This window comes from Alteromonas sp. KUL106, assembly GCF_009811415.1.
Taxonomy (GTDB): domain Bacteria; phylum Pseudomonadota; class Gammaproteobacteria; order Enterobacterales; family Alteromonadaceae; genus Alteromonas.
In genome coordinates, this window is sequence record NZ_BLIG01000044.1 from 22,186 (window position 1) to 47,652 (window position 25,467).

The 25,467-nt window shown below is 46.5% G+C and carries 20 protein-coding genes; 16 read left to right on the forward strand and 4 right to left on the reverse strand.

Annotation, left to right across the window (positions count from 1 at the left end):
- The first annotated feature begins 100 nt into the window (after positions 1 to 100).
- From ahpF to GVO63_RS15025, 4 genes are all read left to right on the forward strand, one after another.
- The gene (gene ahpF / locus GVO63_RS15010) at positions 101 to 1,690 is read left to right on the forward strand and encodes an alkyl hydroperoxide reductase subunit F (RefSeq protein ID WP_159492728.1); all 1,590 of its coding nucleotides are present in this window, start codon (positions 101 to 103) and stop codon (positions 1,688 to 1,690) included.
- A 227-nt stretch (positions 1,691 to 1,917) separates the two neighbouring features.
- A complete protein-coding gene (locus tag GVO63_RS15015; RefSeq protein ID WP_159580950.1) occupies positions 1,918 to 4,050 on the forward strand; it encodes a TonB-dependent siderophore receptor in 2,133 nt (710 codons plus the stop codon).
- Positions 4,051 to 4,059: 9 nt separating this feature from the next.
- Positions 4,060 to 4,596, forward strand: a complete 537-nt coding sequence (locus GVO63_RS15020; RefSeq protein WP_159580952.1) for a hypothetical protein — start codon at positions 4,060 to 4,062, stop codon at positions 4,594 to 4,596.
- A gap of 10 nt (positions 4,597 to 4,606) precedes the next feature.
- On the forward strand, positions 4,607 to 6,091 hold the full coding sequence (locus GVO63_RS15025; protein WP_201284589.1) for a PepSY domain-containing protein: 1,485 nt from the start codon (positions 4,607 to 4,609) through the stop codon (positions 6,089 to 6,091).
- Between the two features lie 34 nt (positions 6,092 to 6,125).
- Here the strand turns inward: GVO63_RS15025 and GVO63_RS15030 are convergent, their stop codons facing one another.
- Both GVO63_RS15030 and GVO63_RS15035 read right to left on the reverse strand, forming a co-directional pair.
- On the reverse strand, positions 6,126 to 6,317 hold the full coding sequence (locus GVO63_RS15030) for a hypothetical protein (protein ID WP_159580954.1): 192 nt from the start codon (positions 6,315 to 6,317) through the stop codon (positions 6,126 to 6,128).
- Between the two features lie 107 nt (positions 6,318 to 6,424).
- Complete coding sequence (locus GVO63_RS15035) at positions 6,425 to 7,003, reverse strand: demethoxyubiquinone hydroxylase family protein (protein ID WP_159492748.1); 579 nt, start codon at positions 7,001 to 7,003, stop codon at positions 6,425 to 6,427.
- A gap of 223 nt (positions 7,004 to 7,226) precedes the next feature.
- Between GVO63_RS15035 and GVO63_RS15040 the strand changes: the two genes are divergently transcribed.
- The 3 genes from GVO63_RS15040 to GVO63_RS15050 all read left to right on the forward strand — a co-directional run bounded on the left by GVO63_RS15040 (position 7,227) and on the right by GVO63_RS15050 (position 10,637).
- On the forward strand, positions 7,227 to 8,306 hold the full coding sequence (locus GVO63_RS15040) for an SMP-30/gluconolactonase/LRE family protein (RefSeq protein ID WP_159580956.1): 1,080 nt from the start codon (positions 7,227 to 7,229) through the stop codon (positions 8,304 to 8,306).
- Between the two features lie 244 nt (positions 8,307 to 8,550).
- A complete protein-coding gene (locus tag GVO63_RS15045; RefSeq protein WP_236552170.1) occupies positions 8,551 to 10,209 on the forward strand; it encodes a S41 family peptidase in 1,659 nt (552 codons plus the stop codon).
- The gene (locus GVO63_RS15050) at positions 10,209 to 10,637 is read left to right on the forward strand and encodes a hypothetical protein (RefSeq protein ID WP_159580958.1); all 429 of its coding nucleotides are present in this window, start codon (positions 10,209 to 10,211) and stop codon (positions 10,635 to 10,637) included. The genes GVO63_RS15045 and GVO63_RS15050 overlap by 1 nt, the downstream gene beginning before the upstream one ends.
- 142 nt (positions 10,638 to 10,779) lie before the next feature.
- Here the strand turns inward: GVO63_RS15050 and GVO63_RS15055 are convergent, their stop codons facing one another.
- Positions 10,780 to 13,104: a YgiQ family radical SAM protein gene (locus tag GVO63_RS15055; protein ID WP_159580960.1), complete on the reverse strand. Its 2,325-nt coding sequence runs from the start codon at positions 13,102 to 13,104 to the stop codon at positions 10,780 to 10,782.
- Between the two features lie 226 nt (positions 13,105 to 13,330).
- Here GVO63_RS15055 and GVO63_RS15060 point away from each other — a divergent pair, with 226 nt between their 5' ends.
- Positions 13,331 to 13,795 carry an EVE domain-containing protein gene (locus GVO63_RS15060; protein ID WP_159580962.1) on the forward strand — a complete coding sequence of 155 codons (465 nt, stop codon included), beginning with the start codon at positions 13,331 to 13,333 and terminating at the stop codon, positions 13,793 to 13,795.
- 126 nt (positions 13,796 to 13,921) lie between these two features.
- Here the strand turns inward: GVO63_RS15060 and GVO63_RS15065 are convergent, their stop codons facing one another.
- A complete protein-coding gene (locus GVO63_RS15065) occupies positions 13,922 to 14,332 on the reverse strand; it encodes a hypothetical protein (RefSeq protein ID WP_159492721.1) in 411 nt (136 codons plus the stop codon).
- Positions 14,333 to 14,499: 167 nt separating this feature from the next.
- On the opposite strand from GVO63_RS15065, the gene GVO63_RS15070 reads away from it, so the two are divergent.
- The 8 genes from GVO63_RS15070 to GVO63_RS15105 all read left to right on the forward strand — a co-directional run bounded on the left by GVO63_RS15070 (position 14,500) and on the right by GVO63_RS15105 (position 25,440).
- Positions 14,500 to 16,839 carry a TonB-dependent siderophore receptor gene (locus GVO63_RS15070; RefSeq protein ID WP_159580964.1) on the forward strand — a complete coding sequence of 780 codons (2,340 nt, stop codon included), beginning with the start codon at positions 14,500 to 14,502 and terminating at the stop codon, positions 16,837 to 16,839.
- Positions 16,840 to 16,854: 15 nt separating this feature from the next.
- Complete coding sequence (locus tag GVO63_RS15075; RefSeq protein ID WP_159580966.1) at positions 16,855 to 19,008, forward strand: FAD-dependent oxidoreductase; 2,154 nt, start codon at positions 16,855 to 16,857, stop codon at positions 19,006 to 19,008.
- Between the two features lie 65 nt (positions 19,009 to 19,073).
- Positions 19,074 to 19,973: a DUF547 domain-containing protein gene (locus GVO63_RS15080; RefSeq protein WP_236552171.1), complete on the forward strand. Its 900-nt coding sequence runs from the start codon at positions 19,074 to 19,076 to the stop codon at positions 19,971 to 19,973.
- Positions 19,960 to 21,339 carry an ABC transporter substrate-binding protein gene (locus tag GVO63_RS15085; RefSeq protein WP_159580968.1) on the forward strand — a complete coding sequence of 460 codons (1,380 nt, stop codon included), beginning with the start codon at positions 19,960 to 19,962 and terminating at the stop codon, positions 21,337 to 21,339. Before GVO63_RS15080 ends, GVO63_RS15085 begins: the two co-directional genes overlap by 14 nt.
- Positions 21,339 to 23,177 (forward strand): ABC transporter permease, encoded by a 1,839-nt coding sequence (locus GVO63_RS15090; protein ID WP_159580970.1) that lies wholly within the window; start codon positions 21,339 to 21,341, stop codon positions 23,175 to 23,177. Before GVO63_RS15085 ends, GVO63_RS15090 begins: the two co-directional genes overlap by 1 nt.
- Positions 23,178 to 23,179: 2 nt before the next feature.
- Positions 23,180 to 23,809, forward strand: coding sequence for an ATP-binding cassette domain-containing protein (locus GVO63_RS15095; RefSeq protein WP_159581029.1), 630 nt, complete (start codon positions 23,180 to 23,182; stop codon positions 23,807 to 23,809).
- Positions 23,810 to 23,840: 31 nt separating this feature from the next.
- Positions 23,841 to 24,506: a CDP-alcohol phosphatidyltransferase family protein gene (locus GVO63_RS15100; RefSeq protein WP_159580972.1), complete on the forward strand. Its 666-nt coding sequence runs from the start codon at positions 23,841 to 23,843 to the stop codon at positions 24,504 to 24,506.
- Positions 24,507 to 24,570: 64 nt separating this feature from the next.
- Entirely contained in the window at positions 24,571 to 25,440 is an 870-nt protein-coding gene (locus GVO63_RS15105) for a sterol desaturase family protein (RefSeq protein WP_159492715.1), read from the forward strand.
- Positions 25,441 to 25,467 lie beyond the last annotated feature (27 nt).

The window sequence follows — 25,467 nt, forward strand, 5'->3', positions numbered from 1 at the left end:
GGCCTCCACTCCCTGATATTTAATCCCAATTTCCGCTTATAAGTTGACCTTAATAAAAGGTCGGCGGGGATAGGCGTGTCGAAAATAAGGCAGATTAACCGTGTTAACTAAAGAAATTTTACAAGCATTGAAATCATACACTGAATCAATGCAGAAAAACGTAACCTTTGTCGTGCAGACCGGTGAACATAGCAAGCGTGAAGAACTTGTTAAGTTTCTGTCCGACATTGCTTCGGTAAGCGAGAAACTCAGCGTTGAAGAGCGCGAAACAAATGGCGAATTACGCAGTTCTGTCAGCTTTTTACTGGAAGCTGATGGCGAAGACACAGGGATCCGTTTTTCCGGTATTCCAGGCGGCCATGAATTTAACTCTTTGGTGCTTGCTATGCTTCACGCAGCGGGCACGGAACTTAAGCTTGATAATAGCGTTAAGGCGATGGTTAAAGCGGTGAACGAACCACTTAATTTTGAAGTGTTCATTAGCTTAAGCTGCCACAACTGCCCTGAGGTTGTCCAAGCTCTCAACCAATTCGCGCTGATTAACCCTCACATCAAGACCGAAATGATTGATGGTGGGCTTTATCAAAATGTCATTCAAGAGCGCGATATTCAAGGCGTGCCGAGCGTATACCTTAATGGCGAGTTATTTGCGAATGGTAAAGTTGATGCCTCTGTACTTATCAATAAATTGATCGAACGTGATCCTAGCCTGAAGCAAGCTAATAAAGGAGACGCGTTACCCCTTCAAGACGTTACCGTTATTGGCGGTGGGCCTGCTGGTGTTGCTTCGGCAATATACAGTGCTCGAAAAGGGCTAAAAGTCGCGGTAATTGCAGAGACGTTCGGTGGTCAAGTTAAAGACACCATGGGTATTGAAAACTTAATTTCAGTACCTAAAACAACAGGCCCGGAACTTGTTGGTAATTTGATGGAGCACGTACGCGATTACGACATCACGCTCAAAGAACACGTGCGCGTTGACAGTATAGAAAAAGGTAATATTAAGACCATTACGCTTTCATCGGGAGAGCAGATACGTACGCGTAGTATCATTGTAGCGACGGGTGCGCGCTGGAGAGAATTAGGCGTACCAGGAGAAAAAGAAAATATTGGTAATGGCGTAGCCTACTGCCCACACTGTGATGGTCCATTCTTTAAAGGAAAAGACGTAGCGGTTATTGGGGGTGGTAATTCGGGTATTGAAGCGGCACTTGATTTGGCAGGCATTGTGAAGTCGGTAACAGTGTTCGAATTTATGCCAGAATTAAAGGCGGATAAGGTCCTTATCGACCAAGCGAAAAAGCGCGACAATATCACCATTATTAAAAATGCGGCAACGCGCCAAATTATTGCTGAAAACGGTAAAGTGAACGCTATTGAATACCAAGACCGTTCAACCAATGAAGTACATACCCGCGAATTAGCCGGTGTGTTCGTTCAAATCGGTCTAGTGCCTAACAGCCAGTTTATGAAAGATACGGTGGAAATGACACAGTACGGCGAAATCATTGTCGACAGTAAGTGTCACACGTCTGAGCCAGGCATATTTGCCGCGGGTGATGTGACAACCGTGCCTTATAAGCAAATAGTGATATCGATGGGCGAGGGGGCTAAAGCTTCACTTGCTGCATTTGAATACCTGCTTAGCCATGAAGTGACAGAAACACAAAGCGAGAGCGAAGCAGCGTAAGCGAATAGCACGCCTAGTGCATTTTTCCAAAAACCGAACTCATTCAGTGAGTTCGGTTTTTTTATGCGCAGAACGAACATCAAAAATGCGTAATTAATAATGTAAATGATAAGGGTTCTCATTTGATTAAATTTTTGGTAACGTAGACTTAAGTATTAAGTGCCTACCGATTTAGCGGGTTTAGCGCTGTGCTTTTTCTCGCTGAAAATTAATGACAGAAATTACGCATGAACAAAATATTTTTACCATTGTCCTTAACGACGCTCTTAGTTTCTCCCCTTTACGCACAAGAATCAAACGTTGCTGCTGAAGAGCGCGACGACGAAATCACCATAGAAAAAGTTGAAATTGTGGGCAAGCGAAGTCCCTTTGGTGCGACGAAAACTAACACGCCAATTGTTGATCTCGCACGTACGATTTCAATTGAGACTGCCTTAGACTTAAAACAAAAAGGGGTATTAAATTTATCTCAATCTGCCACTTATATGGCAGGTGTAACGGGCGAGTCTTACGGTTACGCCACCCGAGTCGACTCCATATCGTCTAGAGGGTTAAGCATTCCGCGTTATCGAGACTCAATCCAAGAGTTGTTTGGCAGTTACAACTCTACGCGCGCTGAAATCTATACAATGGAACAAGTGGAATTGCTCAAAGGGCCTGCTTCTGTGCTTTACGGGCAAGGTTCTCCGGGCGGCATCATAAATTACGTATCTAAAACACCCACGCTAGGAAAAGGTAGCGAAGTCGTGCTGTCCTACGGTAATTTCGAGCGCGCACAAGTTGGCGTAGATGTAAACGGCAGCCTATCTGATGATGACAAATGGGTAGGGCGCTTTGTTGGTATTTATCGTAACGCTGACTCTCAGGTTGATTACGTGAGTGATGACACGCAAGTCTTGATGCCGTCACTTTCGTTTATGCCTTCAGACAATACGACGCTCACGTTGATTGGATTATTTCAAGATACAGATAGCGACACGGCCGCACAGTTTATTCCCGTAGAAGGCACATTGTTGCCCTTAACTGACGGGACCTACTTACCCGACCAAGATGTTTACGCTGGCGAGCCGGAATTTAATAAATTCGATACCAAGTCTAATCAAGTTACGTTGCTCGGTGAGCACTTCATTAACGATTCAACCTCGGTTTCATTTACCGCGCTGTGGCGAGATGGCGAAGCCGACTACCATCAAGCATGGCCCACCTTTACTGGCGGCACGCGATATCTCAACGCATTCGTAGGGGCACCTGTGGCTCCTACGGATACCTTTGTTCCTAGAACCTTTTATCAGGCAGACAATACGTTTAATCAACACGCTTTTGATGTGCGTGTAAACAAACGGTTTGCAACAGGTTCGTTCGAACATGAGTTGCTGGGAGGTGTGCAATACCAACACGTAAAAACCGACGCCAACTCTGCCTACTATGCAGGTGGCGGGGTATTACAAGGTGACTTTAGATACATTTTGGACTTGGCCAACCCAGTTTACACTGGCGCGCCAGAACAAGCGGTTTTCGATGCGATATACAACGATGCACCTGAACAAACTGTCTCGGATACCGGTTTATATCTATCCGATCAGGTTTCCTTTGACAACTGGCGAATTACATTGGGGTTGCGTCACGATCGCGTTGACAATGACACGGGTTTAGCAGAGCAGGAAGACACACAAACGTCCTATTCAGCTGGCGTTCTGTATCGCTTTGACAATGGCATTTCGCCTTATCTTAGCTACGCTGAATCATTCGAGACCGTAGTGGGATTAGATGATGACAATAACCAGCTCAAACCTGAAGAAGGCCGTCAATATGAGGCTGGAATCAAGTATGAGTTATCTGCAATACCAGGCTTTATCACACTGGCGTATTACGATATAGAAGTGTCAAATCTTCCTAACCCAAATGGTTTACCAGACGAAGCAGCGCAACAGCAGGGCGTTACAAACATCGAAGGTATTGAGCTTGAAGGACGTTTAGATTTTGGCGAGATAACAGCACAGTTTTCGGCCTCGCTTATGGATGCAGACGATCCCAATGGCTTCTCGCTGTCGGCTCAGCCAGATAGCAATGCCTCTGTGTGGGTAAATTACTCTCCGCTTGAGATTGAAGCACTGACTGTTGGGGCAGGCATTCGCTACGTCGGGGAATCAGTTTCTGAAAACGGTGAAATTCGTTATGAAACACCCAGCTACACTTTGGGCGACGTGATGGTGGCATATGATCTGTCAAACAATATCAATTTGCAGCTGAATGTAAGAAATGTGACCGATGAAAAGTATCTCACGTCTTGTTTATTCCGAGGTGACTGTTTTCCCGGTGTACGCAGAACGGTTAACGCATCGCTTACCTATTCGTTTTAAGGAATTATCATGCTTTCAGTTGCAGCGAGTGGGTTAACCCTTGCCACCATTGGGGTGCTCTATAAAAGTTGGCGCGCTCAAGCGTCAATCTATCTCTATTTAGGCCTAACGATAGGGTTAGTGTCAGTCGTGTGCTGGTCTTATTCACAGGGTTGGGAGTTCGGGGTTTTATATGCGCTGTGCATGCCTGCAATTCTTGTGTGGCCATTTATTGCCTTAAATCAAACGCATTTACCACATCCTAAGAACGTACCTCAGCCCAGAGAGCTTGATTTTTCGCGACGTACAGTATTGGCGAATGTAGCAAACTATTTTGTGGTTTTAGTTGGTTTATTGGTTGTAAGCGTATTCTTGACGTTAGGTATTTGTGCATTACTTCCGTTCTCTATTGCTGGGAAATTGGCTACTACAACTGTGCTATTGCCAATATTGTGGGGCCTGATTGTTTACCACTATTTTGCCACTGCCCACAAATTCAAAGTGGTTGGTGCTTACGCAGTCTTGGCAGCGTTCAGCTTGCCAATACTTGTTTTCTTACCCATGTAGGTAAAGATCAATGGATAAAGTTACGAAACAAAATGCATTAAATGCACATACTTGGGTTGGTGTTTTTTTAAGTGTATTGCTGTTCTTAGTTTGCCTTTCAGGAACGGTTGCTGTTTTTCATTTAGAGTTTGAGAGATGGGAGCAGCCACATATTGAAGAGATGGAAAACGTGTCTCCGGACGTTATCGAAAAAGCGATGGACACTTTTCTTGCTGAGAACAAACAAGAATCACATCATCTTTATGTGGTATTCCCTACATCAGATATTCCACGGTTAGTTGTTGAAAATGACCATGCTGCCTATTTCGCTGATAGCGATGGTAATTTAATAGAAAAGGAAAGTGTCTCTTTTACGCAGATGCTCGTGGACCTGCATTTGTATTTAAACTTGCCCCATAGCTGGGGAATGATTTTAGTCAGTGCCTTAGGTGCCATTATTTGTACATTGGTTATCACCGGCATTATTGCCCATAAACGGATTGCGAGAGATGCATTTAAGTTGCGCAGAGGCGGAAATGGGCAGCAAGCACAGATTGATCTGCACAATCGCTTTGGTTTGTGGGCTGCGCCTTTTCACCTAGTCATAGGCATTACAGGCGCGTATTTTGGCATGGCGGGCATTATTTTGGTCGTAGTCGCGTCTCTCAATTATGAGGGTGACCGAGATGCCGTTGTCGATCAGATATTCACACCCGATCCTGTATTGGCACCTCAACAAGGTAAACCGGCTATTGGCAAAGCCTTTGCCCAAATGGAATCGTTAGCACCTGAAAAGTCGCCTATTTTTTTGACGGTACACGAGGTGGGTGAGCCTGAGCAATTTATTGAAATTTACGCCAAAGCGCCAAATAGAATGATTTACGCAGAAGGCTATCGTTTCGATACCGCGGGGAATTATATTGGTGATGCGGGTTATGAAGACGGTGAATGGGGCAAGCAACTGGTTTGGGCTATGTATAGGCTGCACTTTGGTGACTTTTCTGGCTTAACCAGTAAATGGTTCTATTTTGTGTTGGGTGTCATGCTAACAATGCTTTGTGTTTCTGGTATGGAGATTTGGCTGTCTAAAAAGGCGCATCCACCTTTAGCGAGCAGGCTTTGGTATGCCGTGGTGTGGGGCAGTGTAAGTGCGCTGGCTTTAACCGCAGTGGTTGACATGTTTTTTGCGGGTTCGCTCATCGCCGTTTTCTGGTGTTTGATGTTGCTTAATTTGGCTATCACAGTGGCGGTTAAGTCACTCACAAAACCTGTATGGTTGCTCATATCTGGATTAAGTGTACTGGCCCTGTTAGTGACCTATGCTGCTGTGCACCAAGACGCCGCCCTTTCGGTTGCTTCACTACAGCTTAATATTCCCATGGCGGTTTATGTGATTTGGAGCTTTTATCGCGCCTTTTCGCTAATAAAACGCGAAAAAACGTTTGGCTATCAAGATAAGGGCCATGTGAAAACCGCCATTGCTCAGCGCGTTCAGGGAAATAGCGTGAACGCATAATTGCGTAGACGGCTAAGGGGCTATTGTTCGTCCCTTAGCTACGCTTCTTTCTTTTCCATGTGCCGCCATAGCTATAGCCACTGTCTGCTTTTGCCCGTTCTTGGCACTGCTTACACACTATGCGCCAGCTGTCATCTTCACGTGCTCGAACGCGAAATTGCGTGTCAGCCTCAACACCGCAATTGTCACATGGTTTCGGAGGTCTTAGTCTACTTTTCTTACCCACTTTGTAAACGTTCCTCTCTTTCTGTTATTGCCGCTTGCTCGCTAATTTTCCTAACCAGATACACCGTTTTTCTGCCGCAGCTCATTGATGCAAAATCAAATATAAATCTAAATGCGTTTAGCGACAGCCACGGCAGCAGAAGAGCCTTTTTCCACGGCAATCCCCCACAATCTCATGACTAAAGAGGGCGGGTGCGTCATTAATGATAACGCTTCATCCCTATGATGCTGCTCCTCTTCCTGACAGTGTTTAAATCGCGCTATGATGTTGCGTGGTGGAATAGGTAATGCCGACAGTGTTTTACATTGGCTGTCGTAATGCGCGTCAACGAACTGCTCCACGCGATAAATAGTATAGAAAAACCAATTCTGACCAAATAATCGTGGCAAAAATCCGGTAATGAACCCTGCGGCGATCCACAGTGGGAGAATAAAACTACCACGAAAGAGCGGCATTTCATTTTCAAAGATTGCCAGGTGCTGTCGCTCAGTTTTCAGGTGCTCTCGTGTAAAGCGCTTTATATCGTTATTGGTTGTAGTGATATAGAACAAGCTTGAAACAAATTCAGCAACTATTGCACCTCGATAGATCCAAACGGCACCTGTTTCACCCGCATGACTTGCACGTAACTCTTTATCTACCTGCTTAGCATAATTGGCTTCAAGTGATTTTGCATGAAATAGCATGGTGTACTCCAACAGCGTTTTACTAAAAAACGCTGAAACAGAGTATATGGATGCCATCTAACGTATTTGTAATGCTTTATCCTCTGCGTAATTTAAGCTCGATATAGAACACGCGTTATGCGCTGATTAATAGATCTCTATTAACAAACGAAAGCAGAGAAAGTCATGGTTGATTGCTATGGTAATCAAAAATGTTAAAGACGTTTACGTTTGGAGGGCACACATGAAGATGCTTTGGGTTTTACTGTTTTTGTCCGCGGCCTATTTACTGTTTTGGCCGGTACCCATTGACCCTGTAAGCTGGAAAGCGCCCATTAATAATGGATACCAGGGCCCCTTCGCTGAAAACACGGGTTTATCCGACCTTGTCTTAATAGATTTAAAAGGGGAAGAGGGGCCAGAGGATTTCGCGATAAGCAAAGATGGAACCATTGCTACAGCCACACATTCTGGTGCTGTGCTACTGATGAAAAATGGTGGTACAACATTCACGCCATGGATTAATACTCACGGTCGCCCACTTGGCCTTGAGTATGACAATAACGGAAATCTACTCATCGCTGATGCCCATCGAGGGTTATTAATCGCAAACCCTAACGGCGAGTTAAAAGTGCTGATTGACGAAGTAGCGCGCACAGAAATCGTGTACGCCGATGACGTAGATGTGGCTAACAATGGCAAAGTGTACTTTACCGACGCGACCATGAAATTCGCGGCCAGAGAGTACGGCGGAACACTTCAGGCCAGTCTGCTTGAAATTTTAGAGCATAAGGGCAACGGCAGGCTTATTGAGTACGACCCCGCGCTTAAAACCGGTAAAGTGTTATTAGATGGGATGGTGTTTGCTAACGGGGTAGCAATAAGCCATGACCAGCGGTCGGTGCTAGTGAACGAAACGGGAAAGTACCGCGTGTTGCGTTATTGGTTGGAAGGCCCCCGGCAGGGAAAAGTAGATGTGGTCATCGATAATTTACCTGGATTTCCTGACAATATCAGTCAGGCTGTAAATGGCGGCTATTACCTAGGCCTAGCTTCTCCGCGTTCGGCACCGGTTGATGCGCTATCTGAAAGACCTTTTGTTCGCAAAGTGGTACAGCGGCTGCCATCTTTTTTACGCCCACAAGCTACTGCTTATGGACACCTTGTAAAAATAAGTGAAGATGGAGAAGTACTTGAATCGTACCAAGATCCAAGCGGGGCTTACCCTTTTGTAACGGGAGCCTTAGAAACAGAGCGCGGTGTGTTTGTAAGTAGTTTAATAGCGCCTTCCGTAGGTGTTCTTATCTTTGATAAAACTCAGTAGGGTGGTGACATTGCTTGTACTGATATCGCTAGCACTTAAGTCGCTGGCTGGCACGGAGTAACAGAGGAAATGTGGTTAAATTTAGACAATATTTAAACTTTTTTTACGTAATCACACTTATAGATATAGGTAACTATCAACTATGCTAACGTACAGTAAAGTCATAGTGCGTAGAGTAAATTACAGTATAAATGTCGACACATTCTACTTTCAGGGTCAGTCGTGATTGAAGGACACATAAAAAATGATGAAAGCGTATAGGTATTCTTCTGTTGCACTTGCGGTCACGATATTGCTTCTCACAGGGTGTGGAGGTAGTAGTGGTTCATCTGACCCTTCTCCCGTGATAACTACTCCGACGACACCAGCAACATCTGCTCCTGAGTGGGAGGCCGGTGTTTATGAGCCACAATCCCAGTTCATCGCAAAGTGTGAAACACCAAGAAGCGGTATAGACCCTTTTACTGGAGACCCCTATCCAGACACCCAAGGCACGGCAATGGATGAAAAGCTTTGGCTGCGTTCTTGGACTAACGATACCTACCTTTGGTACGACGAAGTAGATGATAACGACCCTGAGAGTTTTTCAGTATTGGCATACTTCGACCAGCTAAAAACCAATGAACTAACGCCAAGCGGCACGCCCAAAGATAATTTCCACTTTTCACAAGATACCGCTGACTATAATGAGCTATCTCAGTCCGGCATATCATCGGGCTTCGGGTTGAGTTGGGAATTCGGCTCAACCACGGTACCAAGAGAGCTTATTGTCCGATTTACAGAGCCTGGCTCACCTGCCGCGTTAGCGAACGTACCTCGCGGCGCAAAAGTCGTAGGCATTAACGGCGTTGATTTTGTTAATGACAACACCCAGCAAGGTGTTGATACCATCAACGACGGCCTTTTTCCCGATGATGCCGGAACCACCACAAACTTTAGGTTCGAACTAATTGACGGTACCACACTGTCCGTTGATATAACCTCAGATGATATCAGTGTAAGGCCCGTGCAAAACGTTAAGGTGCTAGATACCGAAAACGGTAAAGCGGGGTACTTTCAATTCAATTCGTTTATCGTTACCGCGCAAGAGGACTTGATTGACGCGTTCGATAGGTTTGTCGAGGAAAACGTGACAGAGTTATTCATGGATTTGCGGTACAACGGAGGTGGTCGTCTGGCGTTAGCGTCACAGCTTTCCTACATGGTAGCAGGCCCAAATCAAACGAATAATGCCATCTTCGAAACCTTGCGTTTTAACGACAAAAGCCCAACAACTAACCCGGTAACGGGGGAGACGATTCGCCCTACGCCGTTTTACAGTAACGTTATCGACTATAACGCGGGTTTGCTTACCGACACGTTACTGCCGAGCCTGTCGCTGACTCGCGTCTATGTCATTTCAACTGACGCAACGTGTTCGGCAAGTGAAGCGGTGATGAATGCGCTTCGCGGCATTGACGTAGAGGTGGTACAAATTGGCTCTACAACGTGCGGTAAATCCTATGGATTTTATCCTACAGACAACTGCGGTGAGACCTATTTCACTATTCAGTTTCAAGGGGTTAATAATAAAGGGTTTGGCGACTATGCAGATGGTTTTATGCCAACCACCACACCTAATTTTGATTTTGAACTACCAGGGTGTGAGGTTGAAGATGACTTTACAGCAAGCTTGGGCGACGTAAACGAAGGTATGCTGTCTGCCGCATTGGAATATGCAGCAACAGGTTCATGTCCTGTCATGGTGTCGGGTAACGGCACGGCACAGCTGAATGCGCTGCGCAGTAATCAAAATGCGATAACCGGTGAAAAGCTTATACCTATCGACACGCCTGACACGCGCAGGGATAACTTTGTCTTACACAATAAAATTAATCAGCCGATTATTCAGGAAGAAAAATAATGTTCCTGGTAAGCAAAATAGAGGAGCGGTTTACCGCGCTTGTCGCTATTGTTTTCATTTCGGCCTCTCTTTTATCGGTAGCGAGTTGTGCCACTAGCGGTAAGGTTCGGCTGCAAAAGGCGTTAGCAACGTCTATCAACGACAACGAAAAGCAAATTATTGAAGATACAATCAGTGATTGGTTTGGTGGTATACAAATCACTGTTGCTGCTAATGTGTTTAGCGAAGATTCGAGCATGACGATTGAACGGAGAGCAAACCTGGACAGCAGGGGGTTACCTATTGAAGGAAGGCATGATAACCCTTTGTATAGCTTCACGCTGCTTAGTAACGGGGAACAGTGCCTGCTGAGAAACGATCAGACCGATGAGTTAGCCGAGCTTGGGAATGTTAAGTGTTATGTCACGCCAATCCGCACAGGTAATTAGCCTAATGCTGCAGGCAAATAATGGTCTGCGAGGGGTAGATTTTTTGTAAAGAAGCGAAAGGCAATAAACAGTGACTCAAACTATGAAAAAACGCCCGATGTTTTATACATCGAGCGTTTCTTTTTTTAACGCTTGTGCGCATTTATCGCTTGTGAGTATTTGGCTGTTTTTGCGAGCGGTTACGGTTTTTGCCACTGCCATTACTTGCCTTAGGTGAGTTCGCGCCGTTTTTATGTGAGCCACTCGCCCGCTCTTGGGTGTTGCCAGTTGAGTTCGGTCGGTTCTTGCTTCCAGCGTTACCGCCTCTAGCTTTGCTATTCTTACCCTGAAACGAAGGAGGAAGCCCAGTATGTTTGGTCAGCGCGCGCTCACCGCGACGGCCTTTTTGCGCTTTCTGGCGCTTCTCATCTGCCGTTTCTGGCGGCACGAGGTGCTGAGGACCGCGGCCAATTAAGTCTTCGCGACCCATACGCTTGAGGGCCTCGCGAATTTGAGCAAAGTTTTTCGGATCGTGATAACGCAGCATCGCCTTGTGCAGTCTGCGATGAATCTCGCCTTTAGCCGACGGCACATCTTCACTGTCTTTGGTTACCTTACGAAGTGAATTTATCTCGGTGTGGTACATGGTTGTCGCCGTTGCCATTGGCGACGGATAGAAGTTCTGTACCTGGTCGAGCTTAAATTTGTTTTCTTTAAGCCAAATCGCAAGGCTTAACATGTCTTCGTCGGTGGTACCCGGGTGCGACGCAATGAAGTAAGGAATTAGGTACTGCTTTTTACCTGCTTCTTGTGAGTATTTATCAAAAAGCTCTTTGAAGCGGTAGTAACTGCCCATACCTGGTTTCATCATTTTTGAAAGCGGGCCGTCTTCGGTGTGCTCTGGAGCGATCTTTAAGTAGCCGCCCACGTGGTGAAGGGCCAGTTCTTTCACGTATTCTGGGTCTTCTACTGCTAGGTCGTAACGCACGCCTGACGCAATCAAAATCTTTTTAATTCCAGGCAATTCACGAGCACGGCGGTATAAATCAATAGTTGGCTTATGGTCCGTATCCATGTGCGCACAAATGCTAGGGTACACGCAAGAGGGGCGACGACAGGTGGCTTCCGCTTTCGGGCTCTTACAACGCAGGCGATACATGTTTGCCGTCGGGCCGCCTAAGTCTGAAATCACGCCGGTAAAGCCCGGTACGGTATCGCGTATTTGCTCAATTTCTCGAATAATAGAGTCTTCAGAACGGCTTTGGATAATACGCCCTTCGTGTTCGGTAATAGAGCAGAACGTGCAGCCGCCATAGCACCCGCGCATAATATTAATACTAAAGCGGATCATGTCGTAAGCAGGGATTTTGGCGTCGCCATAGACAGGGTGAGGTACACGCTGATAAGGCAAGTCAAATACCGCGTCCATTTCTTCTGTTTCAAGCGGCATGGCCGGTGGATTAATCCAAATGTGCCTGTCGCCGTGGCGCTGCATCAACGCGCGCGCACAACCTGGGTTGGTTTCTTGGTGCAAAATGCGCGACGTATGGGCGTACAACACCTTGTTGTCTTTTACTGTTTCATATGCGGGAAGTTTGACGTACACGTTTTCCCAAGGTTTACGCTTTTCTTTTTCTTTCTGAGCAGGCTGAATAACTATGGGCGCAGCTTCTGGCGCCTCACTGCTTTTGGTGTCTTTATCCTGTGAGTCGCACTCTGGCTCCATTTGATAAGGACTTGGGATGGCGTCAATCTTGCCTGGTCTGTCGAGTGACGTGGAGTCGACGCCTTGCCATTCGGGCAAGGCTTCTTTAACGATAATGGCGGTGCCGCGAATATCGCGCAAGTCAGCAATATCTTCACCTGCCGCTAGGCGATGGGTTACTTCAACAAGAGGACGTTCGGCGTTACCGAAAAAGAGCATATCCGCTTTAGAGTCGAACAATACTGAGCGGCGTACTTTTTCACTCCAATAGTCATAGTGCGCAATACGACGCAAGCTGGCTTCTATGCCACCAATAATAACAGGCACGCCTTTAAATGCTTCACGACAGCGCTGCGAATACACGGTAACCGCACGATCAGGGCGCTTACCACCCACATTACCTGGCGTGTAGGCGTCGTCGTGACGAAGCTTTTTGTCAGACGTGTAGCGGTTAATCATGGAGTCCATGTTGCCGGCGGTTACGCCAAAATACAGGTTGGGTTTACCCAACTTCATGAAATCTTCTTTACTGGTCCAGTCTGGCTGAGAAATAATGCCAACACGAAAGCCATGAGCTTCTAGCACACGGCCAATGACTGCCATACCAAAACTTGGGTGATCCACATATGCATCGCCTGTTACCAAAATAACATCACAGCTGTCCCAGCCAAGGGCATCCATTTCTTCCTTCGACATAGGTAGAAACGGTGCAGTACCCAAACAGTGTGGCCAATATTTAGGGTAAGAAAACAGACCGCGATCGGCCTTAATGGTGGCTTGCATAGTAATCACATCTAGATAAATCAGGGAGTGGCTGAACTTAAATTAGGCAGAAGCTCAGAATTAGACCGTGATTATAGCAGTGTTGGCCAAGCTAAGGTATAGCACTGTCATTAAATTAAAGCGCTTTGTATACTAGGGCGTGTTAGTTAAAAAGCTGAAATACAGCGTATGTTTGTTTATGTACGCTTTAGTCAGTGTGCAAAAAATTAAGAGAATGAATAAAAATATGGCGTATTGGCTATTTAAAACAGAACCTGACGCATTTTCTATAGACGATTTGGCAAACCGCCCAGAACAAACTGAACCGTGGGATGGCGTCAGAAATTACCAAGCGCGTAACTTTTTACGAGACGGCGCGAAAGTGGGAGACAAGGTATTTATTTACCACTCTAGCTGCAAGGTAGTAGGCATTGCAGGTGTTGCCGAAGTGGTAAAAGACGGCTACCCAGACACGACACAGTTTAACACTGAATCGAAATACTACGACCCTAAATCCAGCCCGGAAAACCCCCGTTGGTATCGCGTCGATGTAAAATTTGTTGAGAAGTTTTCCAGCGTACTGCCATTGTCTGTGATTAAAGAAATGGACGGCATTACAGCGCTGCCTTTGGTCAAGAAGGGCGGAAGATTGTCAATTATGCCTGTTGACGAGGTCGAATGGCAGCAGCTTTATGCTGCTGCCAAGCGATAAGCTAAATACGGAAGCGCGCAGACTGTATCAATGTGATACCTCGATAGCGATAAATATGAGGGCTGTGGCTGCGTGCCAACCTTCTAACAGGCAATTTATCTAGCGCATCTGTCAACCAAATCATCGCTACTTGCCGAATGCAAATTTTGTGTCGGCATCGCGTAATAGGAAAAGCGCAAAGCACGCACCCCACATTGGCCATGCGGCAAAGAACAGTAAGTGATTAAAGGCGTCTAGGTATTGTGGGAATGAAGAAAGCGTAGACCCACCGTGAAGAATGAAAATAAGGCCGTAGGTGTATTTTTTCGCAAGCCCTGCTAAGAATGCCAAAACAAGGGCTAGCTGGAATGCGCCCATGACGTAAACGGCTGTTTCAGGGACGCCGCCAATGCCATAGAATTTTTCAAAAATGGCCATACCGTGAGCGGGGTTAACGAACTTATCGAGTGTCCATACAAACATAACGATAAAAATCGTGATGCGAAGAGAAAGTAGAGACCACTGTAATCGATTTTGAATATTGGTGTTGTTTTGCATGTAAGCTCCAAACATATAATAGTGAATGCATACTGGAACGACCGTTCAAGCTAAAAATTTCATTTAATACTGTGTTTTTAAATATTTTTTTGAAAATTAAATGTGCTGAAATTTTTTGTGATGCGTATCGGTCTTGTCGAATAAGAAATATAAATACGGAATTGTTAATGAAAAAAGTAATCGGCCTAGCCGTTAGCACACTTGCACTTGCCATCAGTCAATCGCTCTATGCCCAACAAGTGACGGATATAGAAGTGGTTGAGGTAACAGGAAACCAGCAACGTTTAGATACGCTAAATCCTGGCGATAATACCCTTAAAGGGATTTTCGGTAGCGGTTTAAGCGCAGCAGAAACACCTCGAGCGGTGACCTCACTGTCGGCAGAAGCGATAGAAGCACTTAACATTAACGATTTACATGACATCGTAAAAGCGGCGCCCAATGCCTATGCCTCTAGCGGTTTTGGTACACCTAGTTTGCCCAGTATACGCGGCCAACTAGGCGAACTTTTCCAAGATGGCGTCAGACGTCAAGCGGGCAACAACGGTTTTGGTTTGCCTCTGTCGTTTAACAGCGTTGAGCAAATTGACGTAGTGAAAGGGCCATCTCCCGTGCTATTTGGTAGCACTCAGCGCAACGGTGGCTTTGTTAATCTTCAAACTAAAGTTGCCCCTACTTCCGAAGGAAGGGGTAAAGTCACCCTTCGCGCAGGGCGCTGGGATCAATATTCAGCACAAGTAGATTATGGTACTTCGATAGAAGAGGGTAAAAGCGGCATTCGCATTAGTGCAGAGTATTTAGATCACGGCAGTTTCTATGACTTTGCCCAGCGCGACAGCACAAACGTGTTTGTGGCCTATCGTTATGCGCCCAGCGAAGCACTGACGTGGGACATCAGCGCGGAATATTACGATACAGATTACCCAGATAACGCAGGCATAAACCGTCCAACGCAAGACCTTATCGATAACGGCATTTATATTACCGGTCAAGGCACTCAGCCAAATGGCAGTACAGTACCAGGGGCTGGTGCCATTATTTCTCCTACCGGCGAAGTTGTGATCCCGCGCAGCCGCGTGTTTACCAACCCCGATGATATTAACGGTGCGGAAACTACCGTTATTCGAAGTAATGTCGAATACCAATTGGGCGATAATTTGGCGCTTCGCAATATTACCTATTATCAATACCTTGAGCGTGAAGAAATTGCACAAAATAGCTTTGTTGAGATCATTGACGGCGCAGACACGTTTGAAAATCGCACTGAGCTAGATTACAAGTGGAGCGATAGTCAAACTACGACGGTAGGGCTTGCGCTTCGTTATAACGACGTGCTGGGCTACAGCCAGTTTACCACTGAGGCCGATAATCCGATTGATTTAACCGGACCAATCTCGAACCGCGTTATTCCCCTGACTGATGCGCAAAAAGCCCGTTTGGTTGAGCTGCGTCCCGGCGTTTTTGTATCGCCTGGAGCACAATATGACTTAGATGGCGATGGAAGCGGTGATTTTAACTTATCAGACACTACCGACTCTACGGCGTGGCAAACGGGCTTGGCGCTTCAACAGCGCTCTGTATGGACCGATGAATTTTCCACCATTGCTGGTGTGCGTATTGATTACTATGACGTAGACGCACGTGACCCACTAGCGCCTATTGGTGTTGAAGCGGCTTCAGATTCATACAGCGATACTTTAACCAGCTATCAGTTGAGTGCAGTGTACAAGTTAACGGGTGATGTGAATGTATACGCGGCGTTTTCAGAGAACGACGCGACATCGAACAGCATGGCGGGTGGCACGGTATTGGGCGGTGATAATGAAATTAATCCGCTCAACTTTGCCACTGAAAATACCTTGTACGAAGTGGGCGTAAAATATGCGCCAAGCAGCAGCTGGTACGCCGAGGCCGCTGTGTTTGACCAAACGCGAAGCCTGCGTAACCGCGATGGCAGTAACAGTGGTGTGAAAACACAGGGTTTCGAACTTCAGCTGTTCTATCAAGCAGACGATGTTTGGGTCAATGCCGCCTATAGCTATTTAGATGCACGATTTGATAATTCAGCCGCGTTTCAGGGTACGGCGCAGGTGATTGATGCGTTTGATAATAGTCGCCCAGATATCATTGAAGGTACAGGAGTAGGATCGCCTTCGTTTACCGCATTTCCCGCATCAGACAGTCGCGTACAAGGGATCCCACCGCAAATAGCTTCAGTCAATGCTGGCTGGCAAATTACTGACGACTTGCAAATTGGGGCGAGTGCACTTTATACCAAGTCATTCCCGCTAGACTTCTTACAAACTGTGCATATTCGCGACCAATACACGGTTGACCTAAACGCAGATTACCAAGTGACAGATGACCTACGCCTTCGTTTAGACATCATAAACGTGACTGATGAAGAAAACTGGCAGCCGCTCTTTGAAGGCGGGTATTTTGGCGCGACTCTCGTTATGCCAAACGTACCTCGTCATGCTCAAATTACCATGCAGTACGCGTTTTAAGCGCTAAGGATTTTTATGTTAAAGAAGATAGCGCTATTAGGGGTCATTGCTGCCGCCATATTTAGTTTTTTTTATTTTGAATTAAATAGCTACTTAACCCTTCAAGGAATGAAGGACTCACTTGATACCTTCCAAGCACAGATTGCACAAAACCCTGTGTTGAGTATGGGTGTGTTCTTCGCCATTTATGTCGCAGTTACCGCACTTTCCTTGCCGGGGGCTGCTATTTTAACCTTGGCGGCGGGGGCGTTGTTTGGTCTTTTACAGGGCCTAATTATTGTGTCCTTTGCCTCTAGTATTGGGGCAACGCTGGCGTTTTTAGTTTCGCGCTTCATTTTGCGCGATACCGTACGTAATAAGTTTAAAGAAAAGCTTAAAAAGATTGATGAGGGCGTAGAAAAGCAGGGCGCGTTTTATTTGTTTACGCTTCGCTTAGTGCCCGTATTTCCGTTCTTTTTAATTAACTTGTTGATGGGACTCACCTCGCTTAAAACATGGACATTCTACTGGGTAAGCCAAGTAGGTATGCTTGCAGGTACCGCAGTTTACGTGAACGCCGGTACCCAACTTGCGCAAATAGACAGTTTGTCTGGCATCGTCTCACCTGGGCTTATCTTTTCGTTTATTCTGCTGGGTATCTTTCCTTGGATTGCCAAAGCTATTGTGGCAGTAGTAAACCGCCGTCGCGTTTACAAAGGCTACAATAAACCGAAAACCTTCGATCGCAACTTAGTGGTAATTGGTGCTGGCGCGGGTGGTTTGGTTACCAGCTACATTGCAGCAGCGGTGAAAGCCAAAGTCACGCTGGTAGAAGCGGGTGAAATGGGCGGAGACTGTCTTAACTACGGCTGCGTACCGAGCAAGGCCATCATAAAAACGGCTAAAGTGGCCAACCAAATGCGCAATGCCCACAGCTACGGTATAGAGCCTGTAACCCCTGCCATGTCGTTTAAAAAAGTAATGGCCCGTGTACACGACGTAATTGCCGCTATTGCGCCTAACGATAGCGTGGAGCGTTACACCAGCTTGGGGGTAGATGTGGTAAAAGGCTATGCGAAGATCATCGACCCATGGACAGTAGAAATTAAAAAGAACGATGGCAGCACACAAACGCTAACCACAAAGAACATTGTTGTTGCTACAGGCGCTGCGCCGTTTATTCCTGAATTACCAGGTATTGAGCAGAGCGGTTATGTTACCTCTGACACCTTATGGACCAAGTTTGCTGAGCTTGAAGATGCGCCAAAACGTTTAGTTGTGTTAGGTGGTGGGCCTATTGGTTGTGAACTCGCCCAAGCCTTTTCACGGCTTGGCAGCGAAGTAACGCAAGTGGAGCGGGCCCCGCGTTTAATGGGCCGAGAAGATACAGACGTGGCGGAGTATGCTGAGTCTGTGCTCAGAGAAAGCGGCGTAAAGGTACTGACGTCCCATGATGCCCTTCGCTTTGAGCAACAAGACGGTGAAAAAGTGCTAGTAGTAGCAAAAGAAGGCGTTGAATCTACCATTGCTTATGACGAAGTCATTGTGGCCGTCGGTCGAAAAGCACGTTTACAGGGTTTTGGTCTTGAAGATTTAGGTATTCAATTTGATAGAACGATTGAAACCGACGAATACTTACAAACCCTGATGCCAAACATTTTTGCCGCGGGCGATGTGGTAGGGCCTTATCAATTTACCCATGTGGCCGCGCACCAGGCATGGTACGCGGCTGTTAATGCGCTTTTCGGCACGTTTAAGAAATTCAAAGTTGATTATCGCGTTATTCCGTGGACAACCTTTATCGACCCAGAAGTGGCGCGCGTGGGCATTAACGAACGGGATGCTGCCGAGCAAGACATTGACGTTGAAGTAACCCGTTATGAATTTGCAGAGTTAGATCGTGCTGTTGCGGAAAGTGCTAGAAAAGGATTTATTAAAGTGCTTACACCGCCGGGTAAAGACAAAATACTGGGTGTTACTATCGTTTCAGAACACGCAGGAGACTTAATGGCTGAGTTTGTTATTGCTATGAAGCATGACCTAGGATTAAACAAGATCCTTGGCACTATTCACGCCTACCCAACATGGGCTGAAGGCGCAAAATACGTCGCCGGCAATTGGAAGCGTGCGAATGCGCCTGAAAAACTACTCAGCTATGTAGAAAAGTTTCACACGTGGCGCAGAGGGTAGCAGCCGTGACGCAGAGGGTAGCAACCGTGGCGCAGAGGGTAACAACCGAGGCAAGGAAACAAGCGATGCCAAGACTAGCATCGATGAGAAGATTAGGTCGATTGGCAGCAAGCAGCGTTATGCTGCTTGCCGCGAGCGTGAGTTTTTCGGTCTTGTCTGATGAAGCGGTGCTTAAAGGCGCTACGGGGTTACACGACCCGTTTAGTGCGTTACTCAGCGAGCATGTGAAAACCATTGATGAGGGTGCTAGTACACAGGTTGATTACAGCGGGTTTCAACAAAATAGCGAACGGTTAACTCGGTATCTAAATAGCTTAGCGAAAGTAAAACAAAGTACCTTTGACAGCTGGAGCGAGGCCGAACAACTGGCGTTTCTCATCAACGCTTATAATGCTTACACCATCGATCTTATTCTCACCGAGTATCCTGAGATAGATTCTATTCGCGACTTAGGCGGCTTTTTCTCATCGCCCTGGAAAAAGGAAATTGCGCCACTACTGGGTAAAACTCGTACACTGGATGAAATAGAGCATGAGCTTATTCGCGGGCAAAATAAACAAAACAAAGGATATAACGAGCCTCGTATTCATTTTGCCGTTAACTGTGCCAGCATCGGTTGCCCGGCGCTTCGTGAAGAAGCCTACGTTGGTGCAAAGCTTGATAGTCAACTTGATGCTCAAACAAAGCGCTTTTTAGCTGATACGTCACGCAACAGAATGGACGGTAACATCTTGAAGCTCTCTAGAATATTCGATTGGTACAGAGAAGATTTTGAAAACAACGCAGGGCTTGAAAGCAAAAGTTGGCAAGATCAAAAAAACGTAAACACAGAAAATCTGAGCCAATTTCTATTGTTATATCAAGATGCGTTAAACCTATCGGAACTGCAGGTCTTAGCGCTTGAGCAGGGTAAGGCCGATATAGTGTTTTTAGATTACGACTGGGCGCTAAATGCAACGCAATAGCGTGTTAGTCAATCCAAAAGCGTTTTGTTCAAGCTGCTTTAACAAATCGCGTTCTCTAGTAATGGGCGTAGCGCTGGCCTTGCTTCTTATCGGTTCTCAGGTAATAGCAGCTTCCCATGCTTTTGCGGTGCTGCATGAGGTGCCCAGTGCTTATTTTCCTAGCACTGAATTACACGGGCACTCTGAGCCGCTAACACTTGCGTCAACAGACTCGCATTCGTCATCCGCTAAAGACCTTACACAAGACAAACCGCTGGTGCGATTTCATGCATGGGGCGGAAGCGCTCAAGTAAACGGTTATTTGCAATGGGTAGCCGCGCAGGTAAACCAGCGTTTTAACATCGAACTGCAGCACGTCAAGCTTGCTGACACCAGCGACGCCGTATCGCGAGTGTTGGCAGAGAAAGCAGCGGGCAATCACGATAACGGCAGCGTGGATTTGATATGGATAAATGGCGAAAACTTTGCCGCAATGAAAAAGCACGATTTACTTGCTAGAGGCTGGGTTGATGAACTCCATCATTTTTCGCTAACTCGCCCGGAAAAGAACCCTGCCATGATAACCGATTTTGGTGAAGCTACCCTTGGCATGGAAGCCCCTTGGGGTAAGGCGTCAATGGTGTTCTATTATCGCAGTGCGCACATGAAGGCGCTCGACGCTGTTCCTCCGCAAACCCTACATGAACTTCTGCAGTTCGCTCAAAAAGCGCCCGGACGTTTCACTTATCCAGTACCGAGCGATTATTTAGGTATTAGCTTTATTAAATATGCAGCGATTGCACTTAACGGCGACAAACAGTCTTTATTTTACAAACCGGTTACCGGACAGTCTCTTCAGGCTGTATTACCCGCGCTTTGGGCTTATTTGGACCAGTTGCATCCAAATATGTGGCAGCAAGGGGAGTATATGCTTCGTCAAGCCTCACAACTTCAGCGCTTGGTTGGCACTGGTGAGTTAACCCTCGCGTTTTCATTTACTGCCGCTGAAATTCCATCAGCCGTCAATCGTTTTGACTTACCCGACGACGTGCGCACCTACGTGATGCAAGACGGCAGTCTGGCTAACGTGCATTTCGTGGGGTTGACCTACAATTCAGGCAACAAAGCAGCGGCAAAGACAGTGGTGAACTTTTTGCTTTCGCCAGAAGCGCAAGCCGAGAAGCAAAAGTTGGCAGTGTGGGGGGACGACACGGTACTGGATATGGCAACGCTGACAAAAGCACAAAACGTGTTATTTAAAGATGACACCGTACATAAATCTGCCCTAGACAAATCGCTGTCGACAGTGCTGCTAGCCGAACCCCACGCAAGCTGGACCGATAAACTGCGTGAAGCTTGGTATGAACGGTACGGGGCACGTTACTGATGTTTACTCTCGTTACACTTGTTGCGCGCTGGTGTTTGCTCTTATTACTTTGCATTCCTATATTGGCAGGGTTGTTAGGGGTAATATTTCCTGCGATGGGTTATTTCCCAGCCATTGGCGCAAACGCCTTTTCAATGCAAGTGTTTGCTACGCTATTCGCACTCCCTGACATAGGGCAAATGATGTGGTTGTCGCTTTTTACAGGCTTAGGCTCAACGTTCTTAGCCGTATTGGCAGCATTTTGTATTCTCGCCACGTTTTATCAATCTTCCCTACTGGGGAAAGTCCAAGGTGTGCTTAGTCCGTTTCTAGTATTTCCTCATGCATCGGCCGCCATTGCCTTGTTGTTCGTACTGAGTCCTTCTGGGATATTTGCGGCAATCAGCACGCGCATTAATGGGTATTTTAGCCATGTTTTTACGAGTTCCTTTGTTAATGAAACAGCGCTGCCAGCCTCGAATGAGGGAGCGCTATTGTACGACGATACTGGGTTGAGTGTACTGATCGCGCTTAGTTTGAAAGAGGTGCCGTTTATTATATTAATGACGCTAAGCGTTATGTCTCAGCCGCTGGTGAAAAAGAAACTAACGGGGTACGTAAAAGTGGGGGCGGCGTTGGGCTATTCACCCACTGCAAGTTTTTTCAAACTGGTGCTGCCGACCATTTTCTCACAAATAAAATTGCCGATTTTAGCGGTGTTAGTCTTCGCCACGTCAAATGTGGAAATTCCACTCATTCTTGGGCCGAATAACCCAAGCACCTTGGCTGTTGCTATTATGTATTGGTTTAATCATATTGATTTGTCTATGCGTCTGCTTGCAAGTAGCGCTGCTGTGCTACAAGTGGCAGTATCCGCGGTGGCAATACTGTTATTTTTAGGCATTGAGCGTTTCGTGAAGAACATGGCTAAACACTGCCTTGCAACAGGTAATCGATTTTTTGCAGATACAGCGTTACGCAGCTGTGGGTTTGCCATAATGGCGCTTTACATCATCTTGATTTGCGCGATGGTATATACGGTTGTTATGTACGCCTTTGCGAAACAATGGCATTTTCCGCTGTTGCTGCCTGAGGGCACCACATTGTTGCATTGGAATACCGCGTTGAGCGCACTGGCATCCCCTTTTATTAATACCTTACTGCTTGGCGTTCTCGTTAGTACATCCTCGCTAGTGCTCGTTTTATTTACCCTTGAAAGCGAGCAGCTAAAGCCAGCGCGCGCTTTTATCGCTAATGCTTTTTCATTATCTCTTTTCTTGCCCCTGTTAGTGCCGGGCGTGGCTTTTTTATATGGTTTAGTGTGGTTTCAACAGCTCGCATTTCAAAATGCGGTATGGTTTCACACCTACATCGCGCACATGGTTTATGTGGTGCCTTACGTGTTTTTATCGATGGCCGTAGCGTATAGGAAGTTAGACAATCGATATGCAATGGTGGCGCAGAACTTGGGTAAAACGCCATGGCAGGTGTTTTACCATATTAAGTTGCCTTCGTTGTTTAGCGCTATCATGATAGCGTGGGCGTTAGGATTAGCCATTAGCTTTAGTCAATACTTACCCACTTTACTAGCGTCTGGCGGCACTATTCCTACCGTCACCACAGAGGCGGTAGCGTCGGTTTCTGGAAGCAGTACGCGTCTTACTGCGGTATATGTGATTGTTCAAGCGATGATGCCCCTAATCGGCTTCATGATCGCCTGGTATTTGCCTGTTTTCGCAATGGGACAGGGGAAGAGGCAAATGCATATATCAAATTATTCAAGGGCCACTACAGCTGAGCCAGTGCAGCAAGCGCGAATAAACAAAAGTAAGAATAAGAGTAAAAAAGGGCGTAATTGACAGTGCTTAGTTTAGAAGAAATTGTAATCTATCGCGATAAAGAGCCGCTGCTTCAGTTAAGCGCTGAGGTGGCAAAGGGAGAGGTGTTAACCGTAATGGGCCCAAGTGGCGCAGGTAAATCTACATTACTCCAAGCTATCGCCGGGCAGCTTCAGGCGCCGTTTACTTTAGCAGGGCAAATTAAAATAAATGATGTGGTGATGAATAATATCGATGCGCACCTTCGCAAAGTGGGCATTATGTTCCAGGACGCCTTGCTATTTGAACACATGACGGTGGGAGAAAATATTGCTTTTGCCATGCCAAATAACGCCCATAAAAACAAGCAAATGAAACGTGACGCCATTAACGAGTTGTTAGCGGCGGTGGAACTTGATGGATTAGCCGACCGGGCGGTAACGACTCTTTCTGGTGGACAGCAGGCAAGAATAAGCCTGATTAGAACGCTAGCCTCGCAGCCAGAAGTGGTGTTGCTCGACGAGCCGTTTAGTAAATTAGATGTGGCACTTCGCAGCCAAATACGCACTTGGACGTTTTCACAACTAAAAGCGCGCTGTATACCCGCCGTGTTAGTCACGCACGACAAAGATGATGCACTCGCCGCAGGTGGAGAGGTTATAGAACTTCGTTAGAAGTGTTACGAATATACTGCAGGAAACGTTCATGTTAGATGCCAAAGTTACCCCTTTTATAAAGCCACTGTTAAGGCCATTGATACACGTGCTGGATGATGCGGGCGTGACGCCAAATCAAGTTACGCTTGCCGGGTTTATTGTCGGTATTCTCGCGCTTCCCTTTATTATTCTTAACTGGTGGAATATGGCCCTGGGCTGCATCATACTAAATCGTGTATTTGACGGTATTGATGGTGAGCTGGCGCGTTATCAGAAGAAAAGCAGCAGTGCCGGTGGATATCTAGATATTTGCTTAGATTTTTTGTTCTATGCCTCGGTTCCCTTAGCGTTTGGTATTGCGAATCCGGCAGAATGGGGTATACCTGCAATGGTGTTGCTAGGGACCTTTATTGGCACCGGCAGCAGTTTTTTGGCCTTCGCCATTGCTGCTGAGAAGTTTCAAATAGACAGACCCCAATTTGCTAACAAAAGCTTTTACTATATGCAGGGGTTAACCGAAGGTACTGAAACGATTTTAGTGTTTTTGGCGTTTTGTATTTGGCCGCAATATTTTGCAGCGATTGCCTACGTGTTTGCAGCAGCCTGTGCGGTTACCGTGGTTACTCGCATTACAGGGGGCTTTTTTACGCTTGATAAGGTAGAGCGCCACGCTGCGAACGCTAAGCGCACAGCGCCCAAGTCAGAACATGAATGATGATGAACGTTTCCATAGCGCTCATATCAATCAATGCTATTGAAAGTGATAAAGGTTATAGATATTGGATAATAGCTCGCTCATTCGCGTAAGTGTATTCTTTAGCATTTTTTTGCTTATGGCTGTGCTTGAAGCGCTGATGCCTGCGCGTGAAGCTGTGCTTAACAGAAAAACACGTTGGGTGGGTAACTTGTCCATGGTGGTGTTGGGCGCACTGGTCTCGCGCGTTTTGTTGCCAACCACACTTGTTGGGATATCTGTTTGGGCAGAGCAAAAAGGCATAGGGGTTTTTAACCTGTTATTGGGTTCAATGCCGGCGGATGTTGCCAGCACAGAACAATTGCCAAACGGCGAAACCCTTAGCAATGATTCTTCGCAGCACCTTATTGATGTCGCCCTAGTAACGTTAAGTGTTTTATTGCTTGATATGATTATCTATTGGCAGCACCGACTTTTTCATACCGTGCCGATGTTATGGCGCTTTCATAAAATGCATCACGCCGATAGTCATGTTGACACGACTACAGGCCTTCGCTTCCACCCTGTTGAGATTGCAATGAGCTTGGGGATCAAAGCCGCAGCGGTAGTGATTCTAGGCGTGCCTGCCATTGCAATTATCATCTTTGAAGTGGCGCTTAACGGCTTTTCCCTTTTTAACCATGCCAATGTTCGACTGCCGCAAAAGTGGGACGACAGAGTAGGGCTGGTATTTATCACGCAGCGTTTACATCGTATTCATCATAGCCAGGCTAAAAGCGAGTCAAATTCTAACTACGGGTTTAGCGTATCGTGGTGGGATAGATTATTTAACAGCTTTACGCCTCGTGCAGCCTTCAGCGATGAAACCTTGCCAATTGGGCAAAAGGACGTACCGGCTGTAAAAGAGAACGCGTCTATAAAAGCGTTATTGTTACAGCCCTTTAAATCTCAATAGTGGTTAACCCCCGGTTTTCCTGCTAAT

Bases quoted from the DNA above. Each gene is read 5' to 3' on its own strand.
- GVO63_RS15015 (WP_159580950.1), top strand. From the start codon at position 1,918: ATGAACAAAATATTTTTACCATTGTCCTTAACGACGCTCTTAGTTTCT.
- GVO63_RS15020 (WP_159580952.1), top strand. From the start codon at position 4,060: ATGCTTTCAGTTGCAGCGAGTGGGTTAACCCTTGCCACCATTGGGGTG.
- GVO63_RS15025 (WP_201284589.1), top strand. From the start codon at position 4,607: ATGGATAAAGTTACGAAACAAAATGCATTAAATGCACATACTTGGGTT.
- GVO63_RS15035 (WP_159492748.1), bottom strand. From the start codon at position 7,003: ATGCTATTTCATGCAAAATCACTTGAAGCCAATTATGCTAAGCAGGTA.
- GVO63_RS15040 (WP_159580956.1), top strand. From the start codon at position 7,227: ATGAAGATGCTTTGGGTTTTACTGTTTTTGTCCGCGGCCTATTTACTG.
- GVO63_RS15045 (WP_236552170.1), top strand. From the start codon at position 8,551: ATGATGAAAGCGTATAGGTATTCTTCTGTTGCACTTGCGGTCACGATA.
- GVO63_RS15050 (WP_159580958.1), top strand. From the start codon at position 10,209: ATGTTCCTGGTAAGCAAAATAGAGGAGCGGTTTACCGCGCTTGTCGCT.
- GVO63_RS15055 (WP_159580960.1), bottom strand. From the start codon at position 13,104: ATGCAAGCCACCATTAAGGCCGATCGCGGTCTGTTTTCTTACCCTAAA.
- GVO63_RS15060 (WP_159580962.1), top strand. From the start codon at position 13,331: ATGGCGTATTGGCTATTTAAAACAGAACCTGACGCATTTTCTATAGAC.
- GVO63_RS15065 (WP_159492721.1), bottom strand. From the start codon at position 14,332: ATGCAAAACAACACCAATATTCAAAATCGATTACAGTGGTCTCTACTT.
- GVO63_RS15070 (WP_159580964.1), top strand. From the start codon at position 14,500: ATGAAAAAAGTAATCGGCCTAGCCGTTAGCACACTTGCACTTGCCATC.
- GVO63_RS15075 (WP_159580966.1), top strand. From the start codon at position 16,855: ATGTTAAAGAAGATAGCGCTATTAGGGGTCATTGCTGCCGCCATATTT.
- GVO63_RS15080 (WP_236552171.1), top strand. From the start codon at position 19,074: ATGCCAAGACTAGCATCGATGAGAAGATTAGGTCGATTGGCAGCAAGC.
- GVO63_RS15085 (WP_159580968.1), top strand. From the start codon at position 19,960: ATGCAACGCAATAGCGTGTTAGTCAATCCAAAAGCGTTTTGTTCAAGC.
- GVO63_RS15090 (WP_159580970.1), top strand. From the start codon at position 21,339: ATGTTTACTCTCGTTACACTTGTTGCGCGCTGGTGTTTGCTCTTATTA.
- GVO63_RS15100 (WP_159580972.1), top strand. From the start codon at position 23,841: ATGTTAGATGCCAAAGTTACCCCTTTTATAAAGCCACTGTTAAGGCCA.